This window comes from Brachybacterium sp. GCM10030268 (assembly GCF_042666305.1).
Classification (GTDB): domain Bacteria; phylum Actinomycetota; class Actinomycetes; order Actinomycetales; family Dermabacteraceae; genus Brachybacterium.
Map to the genome: position 1 here is coordinate 256838 of NZ_JBHTCW010000003.1, position 22984 is coordinate 279821.

The 22984-nt window shown below is 70.1% G+C and carries 21 protein-coding genes and 1 other RNA gene; 15 read left to right on the top strand and 7 right to left on the bottom strand.

The genetic code is table 11. The annotated features are described in order from the left end of the window. The first annotated feature begins 15 nt into the window (after positions 1 to 15). Together ACFQRD_RS06995 and ACFQRD_RS07000 are read left to right on the top strand one after the other, a co-directional pair. Positions 16 to 1599, top strand: a complete 1584-nt coding sequence (locus tag ACFQRD_RS06995; protein ID WP_377018534.1) for an AbgT family transporter — start codon at positions 16 to 18, stop codon at positions 1597 to 1599. Positions 1600 to 1824: 225 nt separating this feature from the next. Continuing rightward, positions 1825 to 2385 carry a pyridoxal 5'-phosphate synthase gene (locus ACFQRD_RS07000; RefSeq protein ID WP_377018535.1) on the top strand — a complete coding sequence of 187 codons (561 nt, stop codon included), beginning with the start codon at positions 1825 to 1827 and terminating at the stop codon, positions 2383 to 2385. A gap of 51 nt (positions 2386 to 2436) precedes the next feature. On the opposite strand, the gene ACFQRD_RS07005 is transcribed toward ACFQRD_RS07000, so the two are convergent. The 3 genes from ACFQRD_RS07005 to ACFQRD_RS07015 form a co-directional block, all read right to left on the bottom strand. After that, positions 2437 to 3111: an arsenate reductase ArsC gene (locus tag ACFQRD_RS07005; RefSeq protein WP_377018536.1), complete on the bottom strand. Its 675-nt coding sequence runs from the start codon at positions 3109 to 3111 to the stop codon at positions 2437 to 2439. 75 nt (positions 3112 to 3186) lie between these two features. Further along, complete coding sequence (locus tag ACFQRD_RS07010) at positions 3187 to 3588, bottom strand: arsenate reductase ArsC (protein ID WP_377018537.1); 402 nt, start codon at positions 3586 to 3588, stop codon at positions 3187 to 3189. A gap of 60 nt (positions 3589 to 3648) precedes the next feature. Further along, positions 3649 to 4053, bottom strand: a complete 405-nt coding sequence (locus tag ACFQRD_RS07015; RefSeq protein WP_377018538.1) for an ArsR/SmtB family transcription factor — start codon at positions 4051 to 4053, stop codon at positions 3649 to 3651. A 121-nt stretch (positions 4054 to 4174) separates the two neighbouring features. On the opposite strand from ACFQRD_RS07015, the gene arsB reads away from it, so the two are divergent. Continuing rightward, the gene (gene arsB, locus ACFQRD_RS07020; protein ID WP_377018540.1) at positions 4175 to 5287 is read left to right on the top strand and encodes an ACR3 family arsenite efflux transporter; all 1113 of its coding nucleotides are present in this window, start codon (positions 4175 to 4177) and stop codon (positions 5285 to 5287) included. Further along, positions 5284 to 5781 (top strand): low molecular weight phosphatase family protein, encoded by a 498-nt coding sequence (locus ACFQRD_RS07025; RefSeq protein WP_377018542.1) that lies wholly within the window; start codon positions 5284 to 5286, stop codon positions 5779 to 5781. The genes arsB and ACFQRD_RS07025 overlap by 4 nt, the downstream gene beginning before the upstream one ends. A 104-nt stretch (positions 5782 to 5885) precedes the next feature. On the opposite strand, the gene ACFQRD_RS07030 is transcribed toward ACFQRD_RS07025, so the two are convergent. Beyond that, positions 5886 to 6626: a Pr6Pr family membrane protein gene (locus tag ACFQRD_RS07030; RefSeq protein ID WP_377018543.1), complete on the bottom strand. Its 741-nt coding sequence runs from the start codon at positions 6624 to 6626 to the stop codon at positions 5886 to 5888. 332 nt (positions 6627 to 6958) lie between these two features. Between ACFQRD_RS07030 and ACFQRD_RS07035 the strand changes: the two genes are divergently transcribed. From ACFQRD_RS07035 to ACFQRD_RS07060, 6 genes are all read left to right on the top strand, one after another. Further along, positions 6959 to 8722 carry an ABC transporter ATP-binding protein gene (locus ACFQRD_RS07035; RefSeq protein ID WP_377018544.1) on the top strand — a complete coding sequence of 588 codons (1764 nt, stop codon included), beginning with the start codon at positions 6959 to 6961 and terminating at the stop codon, positions 8720 to 8722. Further along, complete coding sequence (locus ACFQRD_RS07040) at positions 8719 to 10845, top strand: ABC transporter ATP-binding protein (RefSeq protein ID WP_377018545.1); 2127 nt, start codon at positions 8719 to 8721, stop codon at positions 10843 to 10845. The genes ACFQRD_RS07035 and ACFQRD_RS07040 overlap by 4 nt, the downstream gene beginning before the upstream one ends. Positions 10846 to 10996: 151 nt before the next feature. Then, a complete protein-coding gene (locus ACFQRD_RS07045; protein WP_377018546.1) occupies positions 10997 to 11614 on the top strand; it encodes an ArsR/SmtB family transcription factor in 618 nt (205 codons plus the stop codon). A gap of 54 nt (positions 11615 to 11668) precedes the next feature. Further along, positions 11669 to 12385, top strand: a complete 717-nt coding sequence (locus tag ACFQRD_RS07050) for an SRPBCC domain-containing protein (RefSeq protein ID WP_377018547.1) — start codon at positions 11669 to 11671, stop codon at positions 12383 to 12385. Positions 12386 to 12557: 172 nt separating this feature from the next. Then, positions 12558 to 13721, top strand: coding sequence for an FAD-dependent monooxygenase (locus ACFQRD_RS07055; RefSeq protein WP_377018548.1), 1164 nt, complete (start codon positions 12558 to 12560; stop codon positions 13719 to 13721). Between the two features lie 14 nt (positions 13722 to 13735). Next, entirely contained in the window at positions 13736 to 14383 is a 648-nt protein-coding gene (locus ACFQRD_RS07060) for a maleylpyruvate isomerase family mycothiol-dependent enzyme (RefSeq protein ID WP_377018549.1), read from the top strand. 136 nt (positions 14384 to 14519) lie between these two features. On the opposite strand, the gene ACFQRD_RS07065 is transcribed toward ACFQRD_RS07060, so the two are convergent. Further along, complete coding sequence (locus ACFQRD_RS07065) at positions 14520 to 15047, bottom strand: DUF4188 domain-containing protein (RefSeq protein ID WP_377018550.1); 528 nt, start codon at positions 15045 to 15047, stop codon at positions 14520 to 14522. 114 nt (positions 15048 to 15161) lie between these two features. Here ACFQRD_RS07065 and ACFQRD_RS07070 point away from each other — a divergent pair, with 114 nt between their 5' ends. Together ACFQRD_RS07070 and ACFQRD_RS07075 are read left to right on the top strand one after the other, a co-directional pair. Then, positions 15162 to 15845 (top strand): MerR family transcriptional regulator, encoded by a 684-nt coding sequence (locus ACFQRD_RS07070; RefSeq protein WP_377018551.1) that lies wholly within the window; start codon positions 15162 to 15164, stop codon positions 15843 to 15845. A 42-nt stretch (positions 15846 to 15887) separates the two neighbouring features. After that, on the top strand, positions 15888 to 16892 hold the full coding sequence (locus ACFQRD_RS07075) for an aldo/keto reductase family protein (protein WP_377018553.1): 1005 nt from the start codon (positions 15888 to 15890) through the stop codon (positions 16890 to 16892). Between the two features lie 130 nt (positions 16893 to 17022). Here ACFQRD_RS07075 and ACFQRD_RS07080 read toward each other — a convergent pair whose 3' ends face one another. Next, positions 17023 to 18582 (bottom strand): alanine/glycine:cation symporter family protein, encoded by a 1560-nt coding sequence (locus tag ACFQRD_RS07080; protein ID WP_377018554.1) that lies wholly within the window; start codon positions 18580 to 18582, stop codon positions 17023 to 17025. A gap of 214 nt (positions 18583 to 18796) precedes the next feature. Here ACFQRD_RS07080 and ffs point away from each other — a divergent pair. Next, positions 18797 to 18893, top strand: an RNA gene (ffs, locus tag ACFQRD_RS07085) — signal recognition particle sRNA small type. Between the two features lie 275 nt (positions 18894 to 19168). Beyond that, positions 19169 to 20032, top strand: coding sequence for a type II CAAX prenyl endopeptidase Rce1 family protein (locus ACFQRD_RS07090; RefSeq protein ID WP_377018555.1), 864 nt, complete (start codon positions 19169 to 19171; stop codon positions 20030 to 20032). A 148-nt stretch (positions 20033 to 20180) separates the two neighbouring features. On the opposite strand, the gene ACFQRD_RS07095 is transcribed toward ACFQRD_RS07090, so the two are convergent. Continuing rightward, positions 20181 to 21686 (bottom strand): dicarboxylate/amino acid:cation symporter, encoded by a 1506-nt coding sequence (locus tag ACFQRD_RS07095; protein WP_377018556.1) that lies wholly within the window; start codon positions 21684 to 21686, stop codon positions 20181 to 20183. Positions 21687 to 21854: 168 nt separating this feature from the next. On the opposite strand from ACFQRD_RS07095, the gene ACFQRD_RS07100 reads away from it, so the two are divergent. Then, entirely contained in the window at positions 21855 to 22967 is a 1113-nt protein-coding gene (locus ACFQRD_RS07100) for a hypothetical protein (protein WP_377018557.1), read from the top strand. Positions 22968 to 22984: the final 17 nt, after the last annotated feature.

Below are 22984 nucleotides of genomic sequence, written 5' to 3' on the forward strand. Positions count from 1 at the left end.
CCGACTGGAGTCCCCGTGAGCACTGCACCGAACACCCCGGCCAAGGCCGGGCTGACCGACCGGATCCTCAACGGCGTCGAACGAGCGGGCAACAAACTGCCCGAACCGTTCATGCTGTTCGTGATCCTGTTCCTGATCACGGGCGTGGTCTCCACGGCCATGGCGATGGCCGACGTGGTCGTCGAGGTGCCCGGCGCCGACGAGCCGACGGCCATCAAGGGGCTGTTCACCGGGGAGGGCCTGACCTGGCTGACCACCACCCTGGGCGAGAACTACATCGGCTTCCCGCCCCTGGTGACGGTGCTGCCGATCCTGCTGGCGATCGGCATCGCCCAGCACTCCGGGCTGCTGGGCGCCGCGATCCGCAAGACCTTCGGCTCCTCACCGGCGTGGATGCTGCCCTACGTGGTCGGGTTCGTCGGCGTGGTCTCCTCGATCATGGCCGACTCCGCCTTCGTGGTGGTCCCGCCCCTGGCAGCGCTCGTGTTCAAGGCCGCCGGTCGCCACCCCGTCGCCGGCCTGCTGGGCGGTTTCGCGGCCGCCGGCGCCGGGTACTCCACGAACATCTTTCCCACCAGTCTCGACGCGCTGTTCGCCGGGATCACCACCTCGGTGATGGGTGCTCTGCCCGGTTACGAGTTCACGCCGGTCAACCCGATCTCGAACTGGTTCTTCAACATCGTCTCCTCGCTGATCCTGGGCTTCGTCGCCGGATTCATCATCGATCGGATCATCGAGCCCCGACTGTCCCGCCAGGGTGTGCCCGTCGACGAGACGGCGGTGGACGGGGAGGAGCCGGCCGACGACGCCCAGCAGATGCGTGCCGCCCTCACCTCCGTGGAGAACCGGGGCCTGCTGATCGCCGTTCTCAGCGCCGTGGTGCTGACTGCGCTCTTCCTGCTGGCATTCCTGCTGCCCGGCTCGCCGTGGCGCAACGAGGACGGCGGCTTCCTGCCCAAGTCCCCGCTGCTGGATTCGATCGTGTTCATCGTGGTCAGCTACTTCATGGTGCTGGGCATCGCCTATGGCGTGGTCACCGGCGTCCTGCGCAGCAGCCGGGATGCGGTGCGGATGATGTCCGATGCGCTCAAGGAGATGCTGCCCTTCGTCGTCCTCGCCTTCATCCTCGGCAACTTCATCGCCCTGTTCAACTGGTCCGGCATCGGCACGTGGATCGCCGTGACCGGGGCGAACGGTCTGGAGGCGACGGGGCTGACGGGCTTCGCGGCCATCCTCGGCTTCATCGTGCTGGCCAGCTGCCTGAACCTGTTCATCATCTCCGGTTCGGGCATGTGGGCGATCATGGCCGCCGTGTTCGTGCCGATGTTCTCGCTGATCGGCTACGAGCCCGCGTTCACTCAGGCCGCGTTCCGCGTCGGTGACTCCGCCACCCAGGTCATCACCCCCATGAACCCGTACATGATCGTGCTGCTGGGCATGCTGCGGAAGTACGAGCCCGAGGCCGGCCTGGGCACGCTGATGTCCCGGATGCTGCCGTTCGTGGTGCCGTTCTGGCTGGTGTGGACGATCCTGCTGGCGGCGTTCTTCTTCTTCGACCTGCCGCTGGGGCCCGGCAACGGGATCTTCCTGGGGCAGTGACGATCGGGCATCCGCCGCGGCGTGGAGCTGGTCGATCAGGCGCTGCGGAGGGAGGTCTCGAGGGCCTCGCGGATCACGGCGTGACGGGTTCTCCCGGCCGCCTCTCGCGCGTCCCTCGACCAGTGGAGGGACAGTGTTGTGGACGGCGGGCGAGGGGCTGTGTGTGTCCACGCGAGAGCTGTCAGAGTCCGAGGACTTCGCCCCGTCCCGTGCCACGATGGCGGTATGAGCGAACTCGCCGACCGTCTCCGCGCCCTGCCCGCATTCCCTGAGGACATGCCCGTCCTGCATCCCGAGAACGTCCCGGAGGATCCGGACGAACTCTTCCTGTCGTGGCTGGACGACGCGATCGCCAGCGGTGCCCGCCAGCCGCACGCGATGACGTTCCAGACCGTCCTGGCCGACGGCACTCCCGTCGGCCGCACGCTGATCCTCAAGGACGTCGACGAGAACGGATACCACGTCTCGACCAGGAACACCTCCCGCAAAGCTCGGCAGCTGGAGCAGAACCCGCGGGCCGCGATGACGTTCTTCTGGCGCGAGTCCGGCCGACAGGTGCAGATCATCGGTGACGTGGTCGCCCTCGGGGAGGACGTCTCCCAGGCCGACTGGCTCACCCGGCCGACCTCCGACGGGCGCCCGAATCCCGAGTGGCAGGTCTACGCGCTGCAGCCGCACCTGGTCGAGTTCACCCAGTCGCGGCACGACCGCAACCACACCCGGGTCGGCTACCGCCGCGAGGACGGCCGCTGGAGCCACGGCCCGGTCACGACGCCTGCTGGCTGACGCGATGCCCGCCGGCTGGTGCGACGCCGGCCGGCCGCCGCCGTCGGCCCTTCAGCTGGCGTTCGGTCCCACGAGTTCCTCGAGCAGGCGCTGGACCCGGACGTCGATCTCCTCGCGCACCCGCCGGGCGTCCTCGAGGTCGCCCTCGGCCGGATCGTCCAGCTCCCAGTCCTCGTAGCGCTTGCCGGGGTAGATCGGGCAGGCGTCGCCGCAGCCCATCGTGATCACCACGTCGGCGGCGCGGACCACGTCGTCGGTCAGCGGCTTGGGGAACGCTCCCTCGAGGTCGATGCCGATCTCGGCCATCGCCGCGATCGTCTGCGGGTGGATACCGGAGGCGGGGAGGGAGCCGGCCGATCGCACATGGACCCTGCCCTGGGCGTGATGAGCCAGGAGCGCGGCAGCCATCTGCGAGCGCCCGGCGTTCTGGACGCACACCAGCAGCACCTCGGGCACCTCATGGGCTGCCGCCCCCTTGGACTGGGCCAGTGCCGTCAGACGGTCGCGGGCGAAATGCTCGGTGAGCACCGGCAGGTGGGAGGAGATCTTCGCGGTGCGGGCCAGCGTCGCGTAGGACTCGAAGACGTAGCGCTCCACCGTCTCCGGGGCGAAGACCCCGGTGAAGCGGTCCGAGAGCTGCTCGGTGATGGTGTGCAGCACGTGGCCGGGGTCGGTCAGTGACCGGGGCGCAGGGGTGGCGGCGGCGGATTCGGCGGAGGTGTTCATGGCGCTGTCTCGCTCTCTGGGCGGGTGGATACTGCGACAGCTGGTGGGAGGATGGACGCGGCCCGGCCAGGGACGTCAGACCTCGAGGCTCGCGATGAGCTGCTCGACGCGGGCCCGGATATCGTCGCGGATCGGGCGCACGGCCTCGAGGCCCTGGCCGGCGGGATCGGGCAGCTCCCAATCCTCGTAGCGCTTGCCGGGGAAGATGGGGCACGCGTCGCCGCAGCCCATGGTGATCACGACGTCGGACTGCTGGACCGTGTCCGGGGTGAGGATCGTGGGCCGGCCCGCGGAGATGTCTATGCCCTCCTCGGCCATCGCCTGGACGGCGGCGGGATTGATCGAGTCCGCGGGCTCGGACCCGGCGGAGCGGACCTCGACCTTCTCTCCCGCGAGGTGGCGCAGCCAGCCGGCGGCCATCTGGGAGCGGCCGGCGTTGTGAACGCAGACGAACAGGACACTGGGACGATCGCTCATGGATGCTCCTGGTGACGCAGACGTGGCTGAAGGGGATCGTGGCGGAGTGCGGGGCGCGGGTCAGGAGAGGTCGAGGAAGGCGCGCAGCTCGGCGAAGGCCGACGGCACGACGGCGTAGTGAGCCCAGCGGCCCCTCTGCTCCCGGGTCAGCAGACCGGCTTCGACGAGCTTCTTCATGTGGTGGCTGACGGTGGGCTGCGAGATGCCCAGGCCCTCGCCGAGGTCACAGACACAGACGCTCTGGCAGCCGCCCGCGGCGACGTGCGAGAGCAGCTGCAGGCGCGTGGGATCCGAGAGCGCCTTCAGGCGTGCCGAGAGCCGCTCGGCGTCGTCGGCCTCGATCGGGCCGGTGGCCAGTGAGCAGCAGTCGTCCGCGCCCGCCGGCGAGCGGCACTCATCATCGGCCGAGGCGGCCGACTGCGGCCACGAGAGGTCGACCGGATCGCGTGCGGTCGTGGAACTCATGGTTTCACCTGACTCGAGACGGGGGCGTGGGGGTCGGCGTGCACCGTCTGACATTGACGGTCATCTATGTGAAGGCTACTCTACTCATCGATGACCGTCTATAGGAACAGGTAGGCCGCCCATGACGACGACCACCGCCCCCGCCGCACCGTCCGGTGTGGCCCGGGAGATGTCGTTTCTCGACCGGTGGCTGCCGGCGTGGATCCTGCTGGCGATGGTGGGCGGCCTGGCCCTGGGGCGCCTGGTCCCCGGCATCGGCCCGGCGCTGGAATCCGTGAGCATCGCCGGTGTCTCCCTGCCCATCGCCATCGGCCTGCTGGTGATGATGTACCCCGTCCTCGCCAAGGTCCGCTACGACCAGACCCGGCGCATCGGCGCGGACCGCAGGCTGATGGTCACCTCGCTGGTGCTGAACTGGCTGCTCGGGCCGGCGCTGATGTTCGCGCTGGCCTGGATCTTCCTGGCCGACCTGCCCGAGTACCGCACCGGCTTGATCATCGTCGGCCTCGCCCGTTGCATCGCCATGGTGCTGATCTGGAACGACCTCGCCTGCGGGGACCGGGAGGCCGCGGCGGTGCTGGTCGCGGTCAACTCCATCTTCCAGGTGATCGCCTTCGGGGCGCTGGGATGGTTCTACCTCCAGGTGCTGCCCTCCTGGCTGGGCCTGGCCACCACGTCGGCCGAGTTCTCCGTCGGGGCGATCGTGCTCAGCGTGCTCGTGTTCCTCGGGATCCCCCTTCTCGCGGGCTTCCTCACCCGCGTGCTCGGTGAGCGCGCCAAGGGACGCCACTGGTACGAGAACCGCTTCCTGCCGCGCATCGGCCCGTTCGCGCTGTACGGCCTCCTGTTCACGATCGTGCTGCTGTTCACGCTGCAGGGCGACGCGATCCTCTCCGCCCCGCTGGACGTCGCGCGCATCGCGCTGCCGCTGCTGGCCTACTTCGTCGTGATGTTCGCAGGGTCCCTGCTGCTCAGCCGCGCCGTCGGCATGGACTACGCCCGCTCGACCACCGTCGCGTTCACGGCCTCCGGCAACAACTTCGAGCTCGCCATCGCCGTCGCCATCGGCACCTTCGGCGTCAGCTCCGGGCAGGCCCTGGCCGGCGTCGTGGGTCCGCTGATCGAGGTCCCGGTGCTGGTCGCCCTCGTCTACGCCTCGCTGTGGGCGGGCAGGCACCTGTTCCCCGACGACCCCACCGTCCCCGCCCGCACCGCTCGAGAGGTCTCCGCATGAGCCAGCACAGTTCCGACCCGACGCCCACGGAAGCGAGCTCGACGGCCGCCACCTCGGGGTCGACGCCCGCCGGGGCGACGCCCTCCGTCCTGTTCGTCTGCGTCAAGAACGGCGGCAAGTCGCAGATGGCCGCCGCCCTCATGGGTGCCCGCGCCGACGGCGAGGTCGAGGTCCACTCCGCCGGCACGAAGCCCGGCAGCGGCATCAACGCCCTCTCGGCAGAGGTCATCGCCGAAGCCGGGGCCGATATGTCGGCAGGCAATCCCACGCCGATCGATCCCGAGCTCCTGGCCCGCGTCGATCGCGTCATCGTGCTCGGGGCCGAGGCCGTGGTCGAACCGGTGCCCGGGATGCGCGGCACCATCACCACCTGGCGCACCGACGAACCCTCCGAGCGCGGCATCGACGGCATCGAGCGCATGCGCCTGGTGCGCGACGACATCGACGCCCGCGTGCAGGATCTGCTGGAGGAGCTGCGGGGCGCGGCTCGCTGAGCAGCGGGTGCCGCACGCTCGGCGGAGGCGGCGGTCGGCGGGCCCGCGCGGTTGGAGGGCTCGCGCCGAGAGAGCCCCCGCGGCGATTCCCTCACGCACCCAGGTCAGCCACGGCTGTTCAGGGTGCCGCTGGAGGCTGCTGTGCCTGAGTCCGCCGCATTCGGCCCGTTCTCCCGGAGCATCGCCGGCACGGCCCTGTCGACGGCGCGGATCACCACGGCCAGCAGCGCCGCCACCGCCACCACGAGCAGCGCGTTGACCACGGCCGGAATGATGCCGAGATGGGCCGCGTCCAGGAACGGGTACGGGTACCAGTGCGTGATGCTGCCCTGGCCGAAGATGTAGAGCAGCCACACCGCGGCCACCGCGAACGCGCCCGCGACCGTCGACCAGCGGAACCGGCGACGAGGGCCGAAGACCAGCCAGCCCACCACGGTCAGGACTGGCGAGACCGTGTGCAGGCCGAACGACGCCACGCTCGACCACCCCTCCAACTCCAGCTGCGGAGCGAGCACCAGAGCGAAGACCACGCCGGTGATGGTGATCGCCAGCAACGAGTAGAGCCGGGCGATCTCCCACCACGCGCCGCGCCGCAGCGGATCGATCGCCAGCAGCGCGGAGACGACCACGACCACGATGTTGCTCTCGACGGTGAAGTAGCTGAGGAAGCGCCCCAGCCGCACCGCCAGGCCCGCCTGCTCGCCGCTGTCGCCCGAGTTCGCGTCCTGACCGCCGGTGAGGACCAGCGCGAACTGGATGAGGAGCGCGACGAGGACGACTGCTGCGACGGTTCCGTGCCACCACCTGGATGCGGCACGGCGGCGAGGGTCGAGCGAGGTCTCCATGGCCCCAGTCTGGTCCACGGTCCGGTCCACGCGGGGGCCGCCTCCCGGCGATCGCCGACTGCAGCTGGGGAATGTGCGGCGCAATCCTCGGATCATGGGGAAAACCCCATGTCGATCCCAGGGTCGATGGGGCAGGATGAGTCGGGCCGCTGTCTTCTCCTCCGGCTCATCCGGTCAGGACCCGCTCGACCGGGCAGGGAGAGGCCTCCCCACGGTCACGAGTCTTCCGCGGCCGGTCGACGTTCCGGCCGGTCACGATCTGTCCGCACCCGCCGATACGGTCATCCGGTGATGCCGCCGCGATGATGCCCGACGAACTTCGAAGGTCTTCCATGCTCTGGACGCTGATCAGGCGCCACCTCCGTCCCTACGTGCCCCACGTGATCGCCGTGGTGATCCTGCAGCTGGCCACGATCCTGGCCACGCTGTACCTGCCCAGCCTCAACGCCGACATCATCGATCAGGGCGTGGCGACGGGGGACACCGACTACATCTGGCGCGTCGGCGGCGTCATGCTCGGCGTGGCGATGATCCAGCTGGTCACCGCGATCGCGTCGGTCTGGTTCGGTGCCCGCGTCGCCATGGGCATGGGCCGCGACATCCGCCGCTCGATCTACACCCGGGTCGACCGCTTCTCCACCGAGGAGATGGGCCGCTTCGGGGCGCCCACCCTCATCACCCGCGGCACGAACGATGTCCAGCAGGTCCAGATGCTGGTGCTGATGACCCTGAACTTCATGGTCATGGTGCCGATCATGTCGATCGGCGGCATCATCATGGCGATCCAGGAGGACCCGGGGCTGTCCTGGCTGGTCTGGGTGGCGGTGCCAGTGCTGATGGTGATCGTGGGCCTGCTGATCAAGGAGCTCATGCCGCTGTTCCAGCGCATGCAGGCCAACATCGACTCGATCAACGGCGTGATGCGTGAGCAGATCATGGGCATCCGCGTCGTACGCGCCTTCGTCCGCGAGGACCACGAGACCCAGCGCTTCACCGACGCCAACGCCACCCTGACCGACACCTCGGTGCGGATCGGCCGGCTGTTCGTGATCATGGGCCCCGCCATCACCGTGGTGCTGCACCTGGCCACCGCCGCCGTGCTCTGGTTCGGCGGTCACCGGGTCGCCGACGGCCTGGTCGACGTCGGCTCGCTGACCGCGTTCATGCAGTACCTGCTGCAGATCCTCATGGCGGTCATGATGGGCACCTTCATGTTCATGATGTTCCCGCGCGCGATCATCAGCGGGCGCCGCATCGCCGAGGTCCTCGACACCGTCCCCACCCTGGCCGAGCCCGCCGACCCGGTCGAGCTGCCGGCCCGCGGTGGCGGCGCCACCGTCGAGTTCCGCGACGTCACCTTCTCCTACCCAGGGGCAGACGCTCCCGTCGTCGACGGCGTCAGCTTCACCGCCGAGGCCGGTCGCACCACGGCGATCATCGGTTCCACCGGCTCCGGCAAGACCACGCTGGTCAACCTGATCCCCCGGCTGCACGACGCCACCACCGGTCAGGTGCTGCTCGACGGCGTCCCGGTCACGGAGCTCTCGCGCGCGACCATCTCCCGGACCGTCGGCCTCGTCCCCCAGAAGCCGTACCTGTTCTCCGGGACCATCGGCCACAACCTGCGCTTCGGCGACCCTGATGCCACCGACGCCGAGCTCTGGCACGCCCTGGTGACCGCGCAGGCCACCGACTTCGTCGCCGCCCGGACGACGGGGGAGGGCGAGCAGGCCCGCACCGGACTGGACTCCGCCGTCTCCCAGGGCGGTACCAACGTCTCCGGCGGCCAGCGTCAGCGGCTGTGCATCGCCCGCACCCTGGTCGCCCAGCCGCGGGTGTACGTCTTCGACGATTCCTTCTCCGCCCTCGACGTCACCACCGACGCCAAGGTGCGCGAAGGGCTGGCCGAGCGCACCCGGGGCGCGACCACGATCATCGTCGCCCAGCGCATCTCCACCATCACCGGCGCCGACCAGATCCTCGTGCTCGAGCAGGGCCGGATCGTCGGCCGCGGCACCCATGACGAGCTGCTGGAGAGCTCGCAGACCTACCGGGAGATCGTCGACTCCCAGATCACCGCGGAGGAGCCGGCATGAGCCCCGAGAACCAGGACCGGCCGGAGGATGAGGGCCAGGTCGAGGAGAATCGGACCGCGAACAGCGAGCCGCCGGTGTCCAGCTCCCCGTCGGCCCCCGAGACCGCCCCCGGCGCCGTCGCCTCGAGCACCGCCGCCGTCGGCTCGGAGCTGACTGAGGACGAGATCCTGGAGCTCCAGGACTCCGTCAGCAGCGAATGGGGCGAGTCCGCGCCCCGCAAGGCCAAGGCCTTCTGGCCCTCGACCCTGCGTCTGGTCGGCACGTTCAGCGATCACAAGCTGGCCCTGACCGTGGTGCTGGTCTTCGGGCTCGTCTCCACCGGCCTCAGCGTGTGGGCGCCCACCATCCTCGGCAACGCGATGGACGTCATCGCCGACGGCGCCTTCGGCGACGGGGGAGTGGACTTCTCGCAGCTGGGCCGGCTGCTGCTGATCGTGATCGGCATGTACGTCATCGCCTCGGTGTTCGACTGGCTGCAGGGCCGGCTGCTGAACGACATCGTCATGCGGATCGTCTATCGGCTGCGCCAGCGGATCGAGGCCAAGGTCAACCGGCTGCCGCTGAGCTACTTCGACACCCGCCAGCGCGGCGACCTGCTCTCGCGCACCACGAACGACGTCGACAACGTCCAGCAGGCCCTGCAGCAGGCCTTCGCCTCACTCGTGTACGCCGTGCTGACCATCATCGGCATCACCGCGATGATGTTCTGGCTGTCCTGGCAGCTGGCGCTGATCGCCCTGGTGGCCCTGCCGATCTCCGGGGTGGTCATCGGCTTCATCGGCTCGAAGTCCCAGAAGCTGTTCACCGCGCAGTGGCGCCACACCGGACGGCTGAACGGCCACGTCGAGGAATCCTTCACCGGGCACGACCTGGTCACCGTCTTCGACCGGCAGGACAGCATGCGCGAGCAGTTCGACACCCGCAACGAGGAACTGTGGGAGGCGTCGTTCAAGGCGCAGTTCTACTCCGGGATGATCATGCCGATCATGCAGTGGGTGACCTACCTCGGCTACGTGGGCATCGCCGTGGTGGGCGGGCTGCGGATCGCCGCCGGCCAGATGTCGCTGGGCCAGGTCACCGCTTTCATCCAGTACTCGCGCGAGTTCAACGCGCCGCTGGGCGAGGTGGCCGGCATGGCCAACATGCTGATCTCCGGTGTCGCCTCCGCCGAGCGGATCTTCGAGCTGCTGGACGCCGAGGAGCAGGAGGCCGACGGGGAGATCACCGCCATCGTCACCGGGCTCGACGGCGAACCCGCCAGCCAGCGCATCGAGCGCGCCGAGCTGGCCGCCCCCACCCGCGGCCACGTCGAGTTCGACCGCGTCGCCTTCTCCTACACCCCGGACGCCCCGCTGATCACCGACCTCTCGCTGACCGCCGAGCCCGGCCAGACCGTCGCCATCGTCGGCCCCACCGGCGCCGGCAAGACCACCCTGGTCAACCTGATCATGCGGTTCTACGAGATCGACGCCGGCCAGATCCGGCTGGACGGGGTGGACATCCGCGCCCTGGACCGCGGGGCCGTGCGCAGCCAGATCGGCATGGTGCTGCAGGACGCGGTGCTGTTCGGCGGGACCATCATGGACAACATCCGCTACGGCCGGCTCGACGCCACCGAAGACGAGGTGATCGCCGCGGCGACCGCCACCTTCGTGGACCGCTTCGTGCGCACCCTGCCCGACGGCTACGAGACGGCGATCGAGGACGAGGGCGCGAACATCTCCGCCGGGGAGCGCCAGCTGATCACCATCGCCCGCGCCTTCCTCGCCGACCCCGCGCTGCTGATCCTCGACGAGGCCACCTCCTCGGTCGACACCCGCACCGAGGTCCTCGTCCAGGAGGCGATGGCGGCGCTGCGCACCGACCGCACCAGCTTCGTGATCGCCCACCGCCTCTCCACCATCCGCGACGCCGACGTGATCCTGGTGATGGAGCACGGCGACATCGTCGAGCAGGGCTCCCACGAGCAGCTGCTCGAGGCCGAGGGCGCCTACCACCGCCTCTACTGGTCGCAGTTCGCCGCCGGCGTGGATCCGGATGAGGAGGAGTCGCTGCTGGAGGTCTCGACCGGCGTGACCGGTGAGATCTCTGCCGTGGACCCCGACGCCAGCCCGGCCGGCTGACCGCGGGAGCACGCATCGGCGGTTCGTCTCAGGCGGCTTGTCGGCCGGCTCGGGCGGCACGCTCCGAAAGGTTCCATCCAGGGGGAACCTTTCGGAGCGCGGCGGGACGACAAGCCTTGACAAATTAATTTGTCGGGCGGAGTCTAGGGTCATGCATGATGTGGAGACGATCGACGATGCCGCCGCGGCGGAGGCCTCGCTGGACCCGATGCGGGGGCGGATGCTGGCGGCGCTGAGCGAGCCCGGCTCCGCCTCGACGCTCGCCGCCCAGCTCGGTATGCCGCGGCAGAAGGTCAACTATCACCTGCGCGTGCTCGAGCAGCACGGCCTGGTCGAGCTCGTCGAGGAGCGCCGGCGAGGCAACTTCACCGAACGGTTGCTCCAGGCATCGGCCGCCTCGTACGTGATCTCCCCCGGTGCGCTGGGGGGCATGCAGCCGGATCCGGCACGCTCGCCGGACCGGCTCTCGGCCCGCTGGCTGCTGGCACTCTCGTCCCGTCTCGTGCGGGATGTGGGCACGCTGCTGACGGGGGCGCAGAGGGCGAACAGGCCGGTGGCGACCTACGCGATGGACGGGGAGATCCGCTTCGCCTCGGCCGCGGATCGTGCCGCCTTCACCGAGGAGCTGACGACCACGATCACCGACCTCGTCGCCAAGTACCACCGCGAAAAGCCCGCGGAGGGTGGGGGAGAGGGGAAGCTCTACCGCCTCGTCGTGGCGACGCACCCCGCCGTGCCTGCCGACCGTAGTGCCCCGCTCACCCACTGACGCACCGCTCACCACTGACGCACCTGTCACCACCCACCGATGAGGAGAACAGCCATGTCCAAGGAGTTCGAGGTCCGCAAGGAGGTCGTCCTGGAGGCGACCCCGGAGCAGGTCTGGCGAGCGATCGCCACCCCCGAGGGACAGGCCGCCTGGTCCCCCGATCCGTACGTCTCCCAGGACGGGACGGACGTGGAGATCCAGGAGCCGGAGCGCTTCGCCCTGCGCACCCCCGAGGCGGAGAACGGCGCATTCCACGCCTTCGAGTACATCGTCGAGGCCCGCGACGGCAGCACCACCACCCTGCGGTTCGTCCACAGCGGCTACCTCGGGGACGACTGGGACGCCGAGTTCGACTACGGCGAGATGACCGCGCAGGGGTGGGACATGTACTTCCACACCCTCGCCGAGTACCTCAAGCACTTCGCTGACCGTCCCGCGACCTTCGTCGTCGCCGAAGGGCCCGCCTCCTCCTCGAGTCCCGAGGCATGGACGCAGCTCGAGCGGGCTCTCGGTGTGGACGGACCCGTCGAGGTCGGTCAGCAGTTGACGCTGACCCCGGAGGGCCTTCCGCGGCTCGAGGGCGAAGTGGACTACGCCCGCCCGGGCGAGGATTTCATCGGCCTGCGCGCCGCCGACGGCCTCTACCGCTTCCACGGCAGAGCGGCGATGGGACTTCCCGTCGCCGTCGGTCACTACCTCTACACCGAGGACGTGGATCGGGAGGCCGCCCAGCAGGCCTGGAAGGGCTGGCTGGAGCGCGCATACGCCTGACGTGCTCGGCGGTTCCAGAGGCTGCCAGGACGGTCTCCCTCGATACACTGGCATCTCCCGGTACCGTTCAGCGCTCAGCGCCCCGAGGCGGAGATGCCTGCCTGCGTGGGCAATGAGCCCGTGTCGGCGGAACCGCTTCGCCGGCAGCGACCGGCGGAGTAGGTTCGAGACCATGGAGGTCACGATCATCGGCGGCGGGGTCAGCGGCCTCGCCCTCGCCCACGAGCTCGCCCCGGACCACGACGTCACCGTGCTGGAGGCCTCCCCGGGGCCGCGCGGCGGCGGGTACATGATCGACTTCTTCGGTCCTGGTTTCCTCGCCGCCGAGCGGATGGGCATCCTCGAGGAACTGCGTTCCCGCGGGAACGTCTTCGACGGGGTGCGCTTCGCCCGGCCCGACGGCACCCCGAGCGGGACCATCGACGTCGGCCCCCTGGTCGAGGCGGCCGACGGCCGCTACTTCTCAATCCTGCGGCCGGAGGTGGAGCTGGGCCTGCTCGCGCAGCTCCCGGCCTCCGTGGACGTCCGCTACGGGCAGCGCGCCGTCGCAGTCCGCGACGCGGCCCTCAGCGGCGCCATGGATCCGGCCCGCGCCGTGGTGGAGACCGCCGACGGAGCCACCCTCGAATCCGACCTCGTCGTCGCCTGCGACGGCGTGCGCTCCCCGTTCCGTGAGCATGTCGCCCCCGGCCACGGCGAGATCGTGCCGATGGGGTACCGGGCGGCCAGCTACCTCCTCGAGGCCCCGGAGCTCGCCGACGAACTCGGGAACCATGCCCTGATGACCGACACCTTCCAGCGGATCGGCGGGATGTACGCCGCAGGCGCGGGCCGGATCGGCGTCCTGTGCGCCCAGCGCGTCGACCGACGCCTCACGGAGCGACCGGAACCGGATCCCTCGCGTCTGCGCGCGGAGTTCTCCGGGCTCCACCCGCTGGTGGATACGGCGCTGGAGCAAGCACCAGCGTCGTTCTACGACGACCTGGTCGCCCAATCGGCCGCCCCGACGTGGAGCCGCGGCCGGGTGGTCCTGGCCGGGGATGCCGCCCATGCGGTCTCGCTGCTCGCGGGCCAGGGGACATCGCTCGCCGTCGCCGGCGCGGAGGCGCTCGCCCGCTCCCTGCGCGCGGCAGGGCCGCACGTCGAGGTGGGCCTGCGCGACTATGAGCGGCGGTGGCGTCCGGTCGTCGAACGGGCCCAGCGCGCCGGGCGTCGCAGCGCCGCCTCGTTCATCCCGGCCAACGGCCTGCAGCTGCGCGTCCAGCAGGTCGCGCGGCGCACCCTCAGCATCCCGGGTGTCAGCCGTCTGCTCGCCCCGCAGTTCATCGGGGCATGAGAGGAACCGGCTCCGTGGACCGCCGACGCGACGACGTGCTCGCGCGCGAACATGCAGCCCTCACCGAGGACCTGCAGGCGCTGTCGCGGGAGCAGTGGGCGCAGGGGTCGTTGTGCGCGGGGTGGACGGTCCACGACGTGGTCGCCCATCTCGGGGCTGTGCTGACCGGGGGATGGACCTCCTGGGCCGCGCACATGCTGCGGGCCGGTCTGCGCCCCGAGGTCTACAACCGTCGTCGGATCAGCCGCTTCGCCGGACCGACTCCGGAGGAGACGCTGAGCCGGTTCGCCGCGATCGGGTCCCGCCACGGGGAGGCGATGCGCCCGGCGACCCGACGGACCGTCCCCTGGCTCGGCGAGGTCATCGTGCATGCCCAAGATATCCGTCGGCCGCTGGGACTGGAGCGGACACCGGAGCAGGATTCGGTGCTGGCGGTCGCGACGTTCTTCGCCTCCCGCGACTACACGGTCAGGAGCCGGTCGCAGGTGAGAGGGCTCCATCTCCGGGCGACCGATGCGTCCTTCGCGCACAATCCGCCCGAACTGCCGGCGGTGCGCGGTCCACTGCTCGCTCTCGTCATGGTCATGGCCGGTCGCCCGGCCTACCTCGAGGACCTGGCGGGCAGCGGGGTGGCGACGCTCCGGCGGCGCATGACCCGCTGAGCCGGCTGCGCATGGCGCGAGGAGACGCTCCTGCTCGGGGATCCGTGCGTCAGCCGCCTGCTCGCCCGGCAGGTCCTCGGCACCCGAGGCTGCGTGCCCGAGGCGGCGTGCCCAGGAAGTCTGCCCGGAAGGTGGCTCACGCCCGGCCCAGCCGCTCGCGGGCGGTGCGCCCGCGCGAGGCCAGCGGCGCCGAGCCGGCGGCCTTGGCCAGGCCCACCTCGGCGCCGTTGCCGTAGAAGGTCTCGATTCCCGAGGCGGGAACCTCGAAGGCCTCGTGCCAGATCCCGACGGCTCCGGGATTCTTCCGAGCCGCCGCGTTGAACCGCTCCCACGCCGGCATGTGGGCGCGGGAGGTCATCCGCGCGTACTGGTAGAGGTGCTCGACGCTCTTCCAGTACTGCACCACCCACGGCCCCTTCGGTCCCAGCAGGTTCTCGGCGCTGAGGAACCCCAGGTCCTCGGCCTCGCCCCGCTCGGAGGCGGCGCGGTTGCGCTGGAGCTCGGCGAGCATCCGGGGCATCTCCGCGGCGACCGGCAGCCAGAGGTCCGGTCGCCACGGCTTGTGAATGGTCATGCCGATGTTGAACACCACGACCCCGCCGATCGGGGCATGGGTGAGGTTCGGCGGGCGGGTAGGTGTGACAGAGTCCGGCTGACGGGCCATGGCGCGCTCCTCGCGAGATTAGAAAGTGCTACTTTCTAAGAGTGGGCCGGACCCGTCCCCACGTCAAGGGGTTTCCGTGTCTGGGCCCGAGGAAGCACGACAGAAGGTGACACGATGAGGATCTCCGCCCTCGCGGAACGGACCGGCGTGCCCGTCGGCACCATCAAGTACTACCTGCGAGAGGGCTTGCTGGCCCCGGGCCGTCAGACCTCCCGCACCACCGCCGAGTACGACGAGTCCCACGTCGAGCGGATCCGCCTGGTGCGGGCCCTGACCGACGCGGGTGGGCTGGGCATCGCGGCCGTGCGCCGGGTCGTCGTCGCGATCGACGCGCCGGATCCGCAGCGCCACCACGTCCTGGCCACCGCGCACAACGCTCTCGTGGGCAGCGGAGCCGCCCACGCGGAAGCGGAGCGAGGACGGGCGGCCGCGACCGATCAGGATCACGAGCGAGCAGAGGGCCGCGCTGATCCCGCCGGGCTTGACGGGCGCGCGCGGCGGTGGGCCTCGCGCCGCGGCTGGTCCGCTGACCCGGTCGATCCGCTCCTGGAACGGCTCGAGCGGGCCTGGGAGGCGTGCGGCGCGGCAGGGATCGAGGTGGACGCGGCCATGCTCGACGACTACGCCGACGCCGTCGAGCATGTCGCCCGGATCGATGTGGCGTCCGTGCCGACCGGGGCGGACGACGCGGTGCGCCGAGTCATCGTCGGCACCGTCATGACCGAGCCGATGCTGGCCACTCTGCGCCTGCTCGCCCAGCGCCAGGTCGCGATCCGGGGCGAGCAGGAGCCCGGGTGAACACCCCTGCCTGATCGGCCGCTGCGACGTAGGCTGGGAGGTATGGAACATCGTCATCTCGGCCGCAGCGGCCTCAAGATCAGCGAAATCATCTACGGCAACTGGCTGACCCACGCCTCCCAGGTCGAGGACGACCGCGCCCGCGCGTGCGTGCAGGCCGCCCTCGACGCCGGCATCAGCACCTTCGACACCGCCGACACCTACGCCAACACCGCGGCGGAGGTCGTGCTCGGCGAGGCACTCAAGGGGGAGCGGCGCGAGTCGCTGGAGATCTTCACCAAGGTCTACTTCCCCACCGGCCCCAAGGGGCACAACGACACCGGCCTGTCGCGCAAGCACATCCTCGAGTCCATCGACGGGTCGCTGCAACGGCTGCAGACGGATTACGTCGACCTCTACCAGGCTCATCGCTACGACTACGCGACGCCGCTGGAGGAGACCATGCAGGCCTTCGCCGACGTGGTCCACTCCGGCAAGGCCCTCTACATCGGCGTCTCCGAGTGGAACGCGGATCAGATCCGCGCCGGCCACCAGCTGGCCCGCGAGCTCGGCATCCAGCTGATCTCGAACCAGCCGCAGTACTCGATGCTGTGGCGCGTGATCGAGGAGCGCGTGGTGCCCACCTCGCGCGAGCTCGGCGTCTCCCAGATCGTGTGGTCCCCGATCGCGCAGGGCATCCTGACCGGTAAGTACAAGCCGGGCGCGGAGCCGCCGGAGGGTTCGCGGGCGCGGGACGAGAAGGGCGGCGCGGACATGATCAAGCGCTTCCTGAACGACCCGGTGCTCGAGGCGGTCCAGGGCCTGCTGCCGATCGCCGAGGAGCAGGGCCTGACCCCGGCGCAGCTCGCCGTGGCCTGGGTGCTCTCCAACGACAACGTCGCCGGTGCCATCATCGGCGCCTCGCGGCCCGAGCAGGTCACCGAGAACGTCAAGGCCGCCGGCGTCACCCTCGATGCGGACGTCAAGGCCCGCATCGACGAGGTCCTCGGCGACATCCCCGAGATGGACCCCGCCAAGACGGTCTCCCCGGCGCAGCGCCTCGCCTGAGATACCTCACCTGGGCTCATCGCCCGGAAGACGACGACGGCTCGGCCCCGATGTGGGGCCGAGCCGTCGTCTCTGTGTGGAGCTCGTGCCGCGCCGGTTCAGAGGCGTCGGTTCACCGCAGTGTGGGCTCTCAGAGCGGGCGGGTCTCCGGGCCCTTGGTGCGGCCCGCGATCTCCTCGCCGGTCGCGCCGGGTGTGATCAGCCCGTCGGCCCGCAGCTCCCAGAACTCGGCGTTGCGGATGCCGACGTTGCGCGGGTCGAACTGGGGATCCAGCCCCTGCTTCTTCTGCTGCTGGTAGTCCTTCAGGGCCTTCAGCGCCGGTCCCTGCATGATGAGGATCGCGACGACGTTCAGCCATGCCATCAGGCCCACGCCGACGTCCCCGAGCGCCCAGGCGTCACCGGTGGTGGCGACCGAGCCGTAGACCACCGAGACCAGGATCAGCGCCTGCAGGCAACGGATCAGCACGCGGCGCACGGTGCGGCTGGGGATGAAGCGGTTGAGGTAGGTCAGGTTGACCTCGGCCATGTAGTAGTAGGCCACGATCGTGGTGAAGGCGAAGAAGAACAGGGCGATCGCCACGAACGTCGGCCCGAGGCCCTGGAAGACGGTCTCGAAACCGTTCTGCGCGTACTCGGGGCCGTAGTCGGTGCCCTCGGGGATGGCGCCCTGGTACAGCACCGTCTCCTCGTCGAGCGCGAACACCTGGTACATGTTCGTCGAGATGATCAGGAACGCGGTGGCGGTGCACACGAACAGGGTGTCGACGTAGACCGCGAAGGACTGCGCGAAGCCCTGCTTGGCGGGGTGGGAGACCTCGGCGGCTGCCGCCGCGTGCGGGCCCGTGCCCTGGCCGGCCTCGTTGGAGTACAGGCCTCGCTTGACGCCCATCTCGATGGCCTTGCCCACGATCGCGCCGAAGGCCGCGTTCATGCCGAAGGCGCTGGAGAAGATGGTGCCGAAGACGTGGCCGATCTGGTCGAAGTTCACGAAGAACACGACCAGCGCCAGGATGATGTACAGGAGAGCCATGATCGGCACCACGATCATCGCGAAGTGCGCGATGCGCTTGACGCCGCCGATGATGATGAAGGCCAGCAGGATGATCAGGCCCACGGCGGTCATCCAATGCGGGATGTCCCAGGCCTCGAAGACGGCCGAGGAGACGCCGTTGCCCTGCACGCCCGGCAGGAAGAAGCACATGGCGATGATGGTGAGCGCCGCGAACACGGCCGCGTAGACCTTGAAGACCGGAGCGGCGGCGGTGTGCTTGTACGCCTTCTCGATGTAATAGGCCGGGCCACCTCGGTACTCGCCGGTGTCGAGGTCCTTCTCCTTGTAGATCTGGCCCAGGGTGCACTCGATGAAGGAGGTCGCGGCGCCGAGCAGCGCGATCACCCACATCCAGAACACGGCGCCGGGGCCGCCGAGGGCGATCGCCGTGGCGACGCCGCCGATGTTGCCCATGCCCACGCGGCCGGCCAGGGACATCATGAGGGACTGGAAGGAGGACGTGCCGTCGGGAGAGGACTCGCCCTTCTTCAGCTGCGAGACCATATCCGGGATGCACCGGATCTGCAGGAACACGGTGCGCAGGGTGAAGTAGAGGCCGGCCAGCAGCAACAGGATGACCAAGGGCAGAGCCCAGACCACCCCGTTCAGCATCCCGACCACGTCGGCGAAAGTCATGTCAGCCCTCCTGAGGCATTGAGGAAGCGGTGGCGACGTCGACACCGGAGGTGCGTGACCGGGGACACGGCCGCGCGCTGGAGGAAACCTACCCGACCGTCTCGGCGTCGAGCCCGTATTCAGCTCCGCGTTGCCGGGTCGTGATCAAACTGTCAGGGAAGCGGCATGGCGCACACCGGTTCGAAGTCGCCCGGGAGGAGCCGTTACACTTGTAAGCGACCCCTCGTGCGGTGTCACCTCGCTGAACTCCCCCAGGGCTTGACGGCAGCAAGGGCAGGCGGGCTCTGGCAGGTGCGCGAGGGGTCCTTCATGCCCTCCGGCCGGCGGGTGCGCGCGGCCGATGTGCTGCGCCGATGGCGGCCGACGGAGCGGACCCGATCAGCAGACTGCCTGCGGCCGACATGGTGACTGCACCGACCAGCCGTTGAGCCGGTGGTTCCCCAGGGCACAGCTGCTCTCGTCGTGGGGGATGTCCTCCACCCGATGCGGCGGGGAGCCCCGTATCCGGCGCCGGTGCCGGATTCCTACGGTGGAGCCCGACGCGGAATCGCACCCGGCGCCGCGCACCGTCCCTCAGGAGCGCACGATGTCCTCGAATTCCGCCGTGCCCCCGGCGCTCTCCGCGTCCGCCTCCGATGCTCGTCCCGTCTACGGACGCGTCGCCCTGTTCATGGCCGTGGCCACTGCCGCTACCGTCGCCCTCTCGATCCCGTTCGCCAGCGGAGTGCTGCCGGAGGCCGCCGTCGGCGTCATCGTGCCATTGGCCCAGCTCTTCCCGCTGATCGCCGCCCTCCTGGTCCGCCGCCGCGGAGAGAGATGGTGGCGCTCGCTCGCGCTGGCCGTGCCCTCCTGGAGGGCGCTGGGCATCGCCGCCCTCGCTGCCGTCGCGGCCTTCACCGTGGTCCCGCTGGCCCGTGTGCTGATCGGGTTCGGTGCGGGGGCTCCGCCGATGGCCGACGGCCCGCCGCTGGCCGGCCTCGTGGCAGCGGTCCCGGCCGTCTTCGTCATGCAGGCCGCGTTCGCGATCGGCGAGGAGGCCGGCTGGCGAGGCTGGCTGCACCGAGAGCTCGCGCCGCTCGGCTTCTGGGCGATGTCGCTGAGCGTCGGGGTGATGTGGGCCGTGTGGCATCTGCCGATCGTGGTCGCCTTCGGGTTCTCTCCGCGGGAGGCGATCGCCTATCTGGGCACGATCGTCGCCGTTGCGCCGCTGCTGTCGGCGCTGCGAGAGATCTCCGGGACCGTCTGGGCGGCCGTCATCGGCCACGGGCTGCTCAACAGCCTCCGTGTCGGGATCGAGCAGAACGTGCTGGGACCCCTCGGCCCGGGCCTCGGGTGGCTGCTGGACGTGGCCTCGTGGGCGCTGTGGCTCGCGGTGGCCTGGATGGTGCTGCGCGCCGCCGGTCCGGCCCGCCGGGTCGGTGCCGACGGATCAGACCAGCCGGACCGGTGATCCGTACTGCGCCACCTGGGTGTCAGAGGTCGGACGTGATGGCCACCAGGCGTCCATGGACGCAGAAGCGGGGCCCCGGAATGCCGAGGGCGCACATGCGCCGCACTCTGCACTCCGGAGCCCCGCTCAGCGGTGCCTCCGCCAGGGGTCAGACCGAGGTGGCCTGCTTCTCCCGGGCATCGGGGTCGATGATCGCGTCATCGGCCGGGGCGCCCGGCTCGGTGGCCTCGGCGTGGGCGGCCGCGGCCGCTCGTGCTTCCTCGGCCTGCTCAGCCTGGATGGCCTGGAACGAGGTGCGGCGCGCGGCGTCGTAGGTCTCGTGGTCCAGGATCCGCTCGCGGCGGGAGACGATCACCGGCACCAGTGACTGGCCGGTCACGTTCAACGCGGTGCGGCCCATGTCGAGGATCGGGTCGACGGCGAGCAGCAGGCCCACGCCCTCCAGCGGCAGGCCCAGCGTGGACAGCGTCAGCGTGAGCATGACGGTCGCGCCGGTCATGCCCGCGGTGGCCGCCGAGCCCAGCACGGAGACCAGCACGATCAGCAGGTAATCCGTGACGCCGAGGGAGACGCCGTAGAAGTTCGCCACGAAGATCGCGGCCAGGGCCGGGTAGATCGCGGCGCAGCCGTCCATCTTGGTGGTCGAGCCCAGCGGGACCGCGAAGGAGGCGTAGTGGCGCGGCACGCCCATGCGCTCGGTGACGGTCTGGGTCATCGGCATGGTGCCCAGCGAGCTGCGGGAGACGAAGCCGAGCGAGGTCGCCGGCCACACGCCGCGGAAGAACGAGGCGACGCTGAGGCCGTTGACCTTCAGCAGCACCGGGTAGACGACCAGCAGCACCAGCAGCAGGCCGATGTAGATGTCGGCCGTGAACACGCCGAGCTGGCCGATGGCCTCCCAGCCGTAGCTGGCCACCGCGTTGCCGAGCAGGCCCACGGTGCCGATCGGGGCGAGGCGGATGACCCACCACAGCATCTTCTGCACGATCTCCAGCGCGGAGCCGGTGAACCGCAGGAACGGCTCGGCCTTCTCGCCCACGGAGAGCACCGCGATGCCGACGGCGATGGAGATGACCAGGATCTGCAGGGCGTTGAAGCCGAGCGAGACCGAGCCGTCGTCGCCCACGCTGCCCTCGATGCCCAGGAAGTTGGCCGGGACCAGGCCGGTGAGGAAGTCGAGCCAGGTGCCCTGGGTGGAGGAGGCCTCGGCGGCGTCCGCGGAGACGCCGGAGTTCGCACCGGGCGTGGTCAGGGCGCCCAGGCCGATGCCGATCAGCACGGCGATCATGGAGGTGATCGCGAACCACAGCAGCGTCTTCCACGCCAATCGGGCGGCGTTGGTGACGTTGCGCAGGTTCGCGATGGAGGTGACGATCGCGAGGAAGATCAGCGGCGGGACCAGGGCCTTCAGCAGCGTCACGAAGATCGAGCCGATGGTCTCGAGGGTCGTGGTCAGCCAGTTCGGGCCGTCACCGCCGTCTTCGCCCGCGCCGGGCACGGGACCGATCTGCGCGGCGACCAGCCCGAGGACCACGCCGAGGACGAGGCCGATGAGGACCTGCCAGCCGAAGGGGATCCGCGTGATCGCGCGCAGCGGATTGCGAGAGCGCGTGGGGGGCGCCTCGCTGGCGGGGGAGGAGGTTGAAGTATTCACAGCCGAAGACGCTACGCGCGTGAGGGGTTCGGATCAATACTTTGCCTACGGCATCACACAAGGACTGCTTATGCCTCGAGCGGCCTCCGCCGGTCGGCTGATGGGAGCGGCCTGAAACGTCGCCGCGCGGACGATGTGCCGGCCGCGGCGGGTTGGCACCGTGGAGCCATGCCCGAGCCCCGCAGCGGTCGCCACCCCGAGTCCGCGGCCCGATCCGAACCCGAGAGTCTCGCCGAACCTGCCGCCCGTTCCGAGCCCGAGGGCCTCGCCGATACCGCGAGCCGTCCGGAAGCCGAGGCTCCGGCCGCGCAGGAACCGACGCGGTTCGCGGCCGACGTCGACTACAGCGGCCGGGCCGACGGTCATGACTACCTGGTCCGCGTGCGGCACTGCTTCCTCGGCACCTCCTTCACGGTCACCATCGACGGCGTCGAGCACGACCCCAAGGCCGAGCAGAAGGCCGCCTCCGAAGGGGATCCGCAGGATGACGGCCTGGCGTTCCGACTGGAGGAGAACTTCACCGTCACCTACGCCACGGTGCGCCGCCCGGGCAAGGACGGTGAGCTCGCCGACGCCGAGGTGATCGCCGTGCGCACTGCCGGCCTGGGCGGCGCCGGGGAGGTCGACGTCCGCAGCGGTCTCCAGCGGATCCCGCTCGCGCCCGAGGAGGGCAGCCCGTCGGCCGCCCGCGATCGTCGGCGCACCGCCCATCCCACGCGCTACGCCCTGCTCGCGGCACTGGCCAAGGCCGCCGGGTTCCTGCTGCCGCTGCTCGGGATCGGGGCGCTGTTCAGCGGGTTCCTCCGACCGGCGATCGAATGGATCCTTGCCCGCATCCAGCCCGTGACCGACGCGATCGCCGCCTTCATCGCGCCGATCAGGGAGTGGATCGCCGATCTGCTGCGGCCACTGGTGGAGCTTCGGGACAGGATCCTGGGCCCGGTGCAGGAATTTCTCTCGAACCTCCTCCGGCCCGTCCGCGACGGCCTGGCCTGGCTGCGCGAGCGGCTGTTGGGATGGATACCGGACCTGGATCTGCCCGTTGACATCCCGGACTGGGTGGCCGACATCGCCGTTCCGGTCATCGTGGTGCTCGTCGTCTTCGTCATCACCCGCCAGCGCCTGCGGGCGCGCGCGAAGCGGCTGCACGAGGCGCGCACCTCGGGAGGCTCGAGCCGGGCGACGGCCTCCGAGGACCCTGGTGCGGCGCGCACGTCGGCCAGGTCGAGCGAGGCTTCGACGTCGGACGATTCGGACGACGGCGACGGGCGGGGGAGCTGAGCGCCTGGACCGCCGTA